Below are 5,378 nucleotides of genomic sequence, written 5' to 3' on the forward strand. Positions count from 1 at the left end.
CAGAGACGACAGCGAGGAACACAGTGTCGAGCTTCAATCCCACAAGGGTTCGTCTGAAACGTCGTCGTGGGCATCGGAGGGAGAACCCTCCGCTTTGCTTCAATCCCACAAGGGTTCGTCTGAAACGCGGTACTTTGCACAGTTGCACTGTCATACACGCCAGCTTCAATCCCACAAGGGTTCGTCTGAAACAAAGAGAAGTGGATGGCGTCGGCGGAAGTCAGGGAGCTTCAATCCCACAAGGGTTCGTCTGAAACGACGCGCACCGCAAGCTCGCTCGACGCGACGGATTGCTTCAATCCCACAAGGGTTCGTCTGAAACCATCAACAGGCGCGTCGACCGGCTGTGTGAAGCGGCAGGCTTCAATCCCACAAGGGTTCGTCTGAAACTGGGTAGGAACCCACCGTGATGGCGAGTGCAAAGCCGCTTCAATCCCACAAGGGTTCGTCTGAAACCGGACCGAAGCTCTAGTGATAAAAGTGGTGGGTGGCGCTTCAATCCCACAAGGGTTCGTCTGAAACAAACCCGGTTGGGGCGACGTGTGGCTCGACGGCGAGCTTCAATCCCACAAGGGTTCGTCTGAAACCCGTCTCGTTGTTGATCTCGGGCATCCGAATCCCGCCGCTTCAATCCCACAAGGGTTCGTCTGAAACCGAGTTCGTCGGCGAGCGCCGAGGCGTTCGTCGAGTCGCTTCAATCCCACAAGGGTTCGTCTGAAACACGGGCGGGTCCACGAGATAACCCCTCAGCCAGTGGCTTCAATCCCACAAGGGTTCGTCTGAAACTTTGCATCACCGTCCTCCCTCGGGTCGTCGACGAACTGCTTCAATCCCACAAGGGTTCGTCTGAAACCCCGTCCGAATTCACGGGTACAATAGCGTGTATCGCCTGAATTCAAAAGAGTGTTTCCGTCGACCCCCAATTCACCCGAAACCCCCGGGGGGTCGACGGAAATCAAGTAAACCGGCTACCTGGCTCATCTGCATCGCCGTACGTTGTGTGCTCGAATGCATGTGGATTATTGAATTCAAAGACGACAACCGAATCTGTTGGTTCAAGCTCAGATTCGATCTCGTTTTTCATGGCAGTAACTTGGCCTTCTGTGAGCTCACCAAAGAAGACTGAATACTGGAGATGCTCCAACCGTCGTCGGAGTAACTTACGGTAAATCCGGGTTCTCTTGGCAGGGACGTCGTAGACAACAATAACGTGCATCTTACCACCACTTTTCCGTCGCGTGATACGGCTCTCCAGTTAGGAGGTGTTTCTTCAGGCTGTACACGTCTGTCTGGATAAGCGTCTTGAAGCTCACTTTCCGTTTCAGGCGTGGATGTTCTACCGTCTGATCGAGGGCCCGTTCGAATTCTTCGAGCACTGTAAGTCGCCCTTGTTCAGTAAGCAGACAGCCAGCCAGCTCTGTTTCAAAGTCGTCCGTCGTAATCTGTTTTCGATTAACGAGACGGAAGACGAGACGATCTGCGAGAATCGGTTTGAATATATCCGCGATATCAAGTGAAAGTGTAAACCGTCGTTCCCCAGGTTCGTGGATGAATCCAACTGTAGGATCAAGTGCGGTCTTTCGAATCGCAGAGACACAGCTGGTGTACACCATCCCATTCAAAAACGAAATGAGTGCATTCGCTTCGTTACTCGGTGGGTTATACTCGCGCTTCGTCAATTCGAACGGATCTTCCAGAATTGTATCGAAGCATCCGTAATACCGTTTTCTGGCGTCTCCTTCGATTGCCCTCAGCTCATCGACACTCTCCGTGTTTGCAACTGTCTCTTTCAGCTCGAAGAGCGTCTCCACAGTAGAGTCAAAGTCTCCGCGTCTACCAGAGTAGTATTGGATATTGGCCCGCATATTGTGGATACTTGCTTCGATGATTCGGTGGCCAATACGGAGACGCCGTTCTGTATCGTCGTATGCGCGAACTTGCTCAACGACGGTGCTCCCCGAGAGCTGACTCCGCTTAGGGAGGTACGACCCTCGATAGTAGTCTTTCCAGCCGAAGATGTGAACGGGTACTCCGTGTTTATTCAGTAGACCAAGTGCGCGCGTGTTGAACGAGATTTGGCCGTGAAGATAGAGCGCATCAATTGACTCTACTGGGAGGTATTTGGTCTCTCCTTCCAGCGTATCGATACGTAGCGTTCCTTCTTTCCGTGATAGTTCGCCATCAGCGAAGATATGGTGTTTTGCTTTAGTCATGGGTTACATCCAACAGAGGTCTTGGTACAAACAGGTGCCACAGTACGATTTCTTCTCCAACTGGGGTGGAGTATCCCAGCTCACCACATCCAGTATTCCACGAATCGTCGATTCGACCTCTGCAGTCGCCGTCTCATCAAGTACGACTGGTTCTCGTTTTCGCTCGGTTGGATACGCTAACACACCATCCTTGTCAATGTCATATACCTCTCGGAGATACCACAAGTAGAAGAGTAACTGCATTCTCGCGGGTTTCTCCAAGGCTGATGAGGCCTTCACCTCCATCACGTCCCCCGAATCCAAGAGGTCTAGTTGAATTCGATTGCCGATCATAAATGACCGCCGAGAATTCCCATAGCTTGTCTCGTCGACGTGTGTCCCCCGTTGGATGTTCGTTGTTTCGCGGTCGATATCGATGCCGTTCGCCATAAACCAGAGTTCCCGCTTGCAGACGTGGTAGTACTGCACCATGAGCCCCGTAATCGGGACATTTGGGGACCTACTTGGATCGCGTTCGTCCTGGATGTACTCCTGGACGGTATCTGTCGAACTCATTTGGCACCTTGCTCAAGTTGAGTGTGTGTCATTGGCACACCAGATATTGTCACGTCAATTAATATTCGTTTCTCTGATGTGGATTCGCTACACCAACGGTAAACTCCTGCTCAGAACGTCGTAAACCTCCCCGCAACTGTATCTTCTTTTCCTCGAAGACCCCCTGTTTGTAGATTATACTCGAGGCTTTCGGTCCCTGTATAGCGGAATACTTGGACCCCATCTTCGTTCCGCTCTTTTCCATCGATTCGGCTCACATCCGGGAGTTGTTCGATCGAATTTAGAGGCAGACTCACTCGGATTCCTGCTGCCTGTTCTAATTTCTTGTATCCTGTCGATCTGTCTGTTGGATCGTACGACGTGAACAACTCGGTCAATTCATTCAGTTGCTCTATTTCAGCTTGTGTCGTTGCAACCAGTACGTCGACCGTTTGGTACCCTCCAATGAGCGATTCACGTGCGAGTTCCCCTGCCTTTGAGTCATCGATGAGCGTTCGGATCTTCGTCGATGAGAGTGATTTCTCACGAAGTGCTTCGAAGTACTCATTCACGGCGTGATGTGATATCTCCACGTCTGGGACCTCCTGTTCGTCGAACTGTGCTAGAACCGATGAAATGAGTTGGAGGTGAGTTTGAATCCCTGCATCAGTCGAACCACGCTCGTACACCCAGTGAGCGGGTGGTGACTTTGTTGGGTTTTCGGGCGTCTCTTCGTCTGGGTCCGCAAGTGTCCAGACAACCACCTGGCCTCCATTCCGTCCCCACTCGTACGAGCGATTACACCGACCTGCTGCTTGGACAATGCTGTCTAAGGGTGCGATGTCCCTGAATACCTGCTTGAAGCTGAGGTCGACCCCCGCTTCGATGGCTTGCGTTGAGACTAGCACAAATGGAATCCCACTTCCAGAAAGCGTATCAGAAATCTCGATGAGGAGTTGTCGGTCGAATGGGCGGTATCTCGAATTGAGCGTTGCAACTACGAGATCTGTGTGAGCTGGAAGTGAGAGTTCCCCGTCAACTCCTCGGAGGCCCGCTTTACGAAGTATCGCATCTACGATCGCTGAGACCTCGTTTTCTGGGTTGGTTGCATCAATGTTGTTTGTCTCCAGTACAGATTCAATGGCTTCGCCGAGGTGTGTAACTCCATCAGAGTCACACAGCTCCTGTGTGAGTGTCGATGAGCTGCTGATTGTATTACAGATAGCAAGTGTCGAACCACCTTCATCGGCTACGGTTGCCTCTACGACTCGTGCCGCTGCCGTCTCGTGGCTCAGATACTGTTTGTCCGATGAGAGCTGGAACGAGAGTGCAGACTCATCGATCAGGTAGCGAACCCGCTCTGCATTTTCAAAGTACGTCTCTTTTGCTGCCGGGTCCAGTTGAACAGGATAGTCTGGTCCAGCCTCGCACCGGAGGCACCCTGCCGTGTTGTGTTTTTTTCCTGCTTCAAGGATCGATGTGGTTTCGACATCCCGGAGGAGCGTTGGCTGGGTGGCAGTCATTGCGATTACACGCGTCTGGTACTCTGTGGTTAGCAATTCGATGAGCCTCGTGATTCCATCCCACCACTCTTTGGGGAGTGCCTGTGGCTCGTCGAGAATCACTAACCCGTCGTCAAGTGCTGAGAGCTTCAGCCCCTGTCGATTCGATGGCCCCGCGAGGCTTTCGAAGAGCTGTACAAACGTCGTCAGGATCGTCCCATCGCGCCAGGCTTCCCCAAGGGTACGAGCATGCTCTTCTTGATCTGTTGATGCGACGTCCTCAGCTCCTCGTTCACTGTGATAGACGACTGTTTCGCTCAGATAGTGGTGGACGGTCAATGCAGACTTCGTTGGATCAGCACCCCACAGCTCGGGCTTCTCGAAAATTGAGCGTGTCTGTTCGATAATACTCGTATACGGGAGGGCATATACGATCGGCCGAGTTGGCCCATCGTCTGATTCGAGCATCTCGCGCGCTTCGAATGCAGCTGACAGGCCAGTAAACGTCTTTCCGAGCCCAGTCGGGAGTGTGAGTGTTGCAATTGGTGGGGTTTGAGCATCTCCCCCAAGCCACTCGTGGACGCCGCTGATTGCTTGTCGTCGAGCGCGTTCACGCTCATCATTCAATGCCCGTTCAAGCTCATCTTCCGGTGGCTCTGCCCGCAGATCAGCAATGTACTCCTCGAGCGTCTCTCTGTCCAACGTCTCTAAATCAAAGACGTGTGATTCGGGGACTGCCATGGCGTGGCTCTTGTCCGCGAGCGTAATCGCCGCCCAGTAGTGGAGCGTCCGGTCATACAGCTTTCGAGGCAGCTTGTCCGAATTCGCTTTGGCACCGGTCAATTCCTGTCGCGCGCTCACTTCGTGTAACTCTCCGACTACCGCTCCCGACTGCACCCACTCTGTAAATTCGACCCACGTGCTGTCTGTCTCCCCACTTAGTTGGAGTAGCTTAGTCGCCTCGCGTGGCCATTGTTCGCTGATTGCTTCGACTTGGGCGGTGAGAACCGAATTCGACGTCTTGTATGCATCTGCGAGTGACTCGGCAGTATACTGCGCAGCATTCGGAAGTGCTTGGTGGTGTCGAGCAACTGCTAACGTCGCTGCTAGTTGATTTTGTATTGGTGCG

The 5,378-nt window shown here is 52.8% G+C and carries 4 protein-coding genes and 1 CRISPR repeat array; all 4 genes read right to left on the reverse strand.

Annotated features, from left to right (window positions below; genetic code table 11):
• Positions 1-30 precede the first annotated feature (30 nt).
• Positions 31-853: a CRISPR direct-repeat array (repeat unit 30 nt; unit sequence GCTTCAATCCCACAAGGGTTCGTCTGAAAC).
• A gap of 102 nt (positions 854-955) precedes the next feature.
• The 4 genes from cas2 to C5C07_RS20230 all read right to left on the reverse strand — a co-directional run bounded on the left by cas2 (position 956) and on the right by C5C07_RS20230 (position 4,990).
• The gene (gene cas2 / locus C5C07_RS20215; RefSeq protein WP_115806027.1) at positions 956-1,216 is read right to left on the reverse strand and encodes a CRISPR-associated endonuclease Cas2; all 261 of its coding nucleotides are present in this window, start codon (positions 1,214-1,216) and stop codon (positions 956-958) included.
• A gap of 1 nt (position 1,217) precedes the next feature.
• Positions 1,218-2,213, reverse strand: a complete 996-nt coding sequence (gene cas1b / locus C5C07_RS20220; protein ID WP_115806028.1) for a type I-B CRISPR-associated endonuclease Cas1b — start codon at positions 2,211-2,213, stop codon at positions 1,218-1,220.
• A gap of 3 nt (positions 2,214-2,216) precedes the next feature.
• Positions 2,217-2,768 carry a CRISPR-associated protein Cas4 gene (gene cas4, locus C5C07_RS20225; protein WP_115806029.1) on the reverse strand — a complete coding sequence of 184 codons (552 nt, stop codon included), beginning with the start codon at positions 2,766-2,768 and terminating at the stop codon, positions 2,217-2,219.
• A gap of 110 nt (positions 2,769-2,878) precedes the next feature.
• Positions 2,879-4,990 (reverse strand): CRISPR-associated helicase/endonuclease Cas3, encoded by a 2,112-nt coding sequence (locus tag C5C07_RS20230; RefSeq protein ID WP_233510486.1) that lies wholly within the window; start codon positions 4,988-4,990, stop codon positions 2,879-2,881.
• Positions 4,991-5,378 lie beyond the last annotated feature (388 nt).

The sequence above is a fragment of the Haloferax sp. Atlit-4N genome (assembly GCF_003383025.1).
Classification (GTDB): Archaea; Halobacteriota; Halobacteria; order Halobacteriales; family Haloferacaceae; genus Haloferax; species Haloferax gibbonsii.

Bases quoted from the DNA above. Each gene is read 5' to 3' on its own strand.
- cas4 (WP_115806029.1), bottom strand. From the start codon at position 2,768: ATGAGTTCGACAGATACCGTCCAGGAGTACATCCAGGACGAACGCGAT.
- cas1b (WP_115806028.1), bottom strand. From the start codon at position 2,213: ATGACTAAAGCAAAACACCATATCTTCGCTGATGGCGAACTATCACGG.
- cas2 (WP_115806027.1), bottom strand. From the start codon at position 1,216: ATGCACGTTATTGTTGTCTACGACGTCCCTGCCAAGAGAACCCGGATT.
- C5C07_RS20230 (WP_233510486.1), bottom strand. From the start codon at position 4,990: ATGGCAGTCCCCGAATCACACGTCTTTGATTTAGAGACGTTGGACAGA.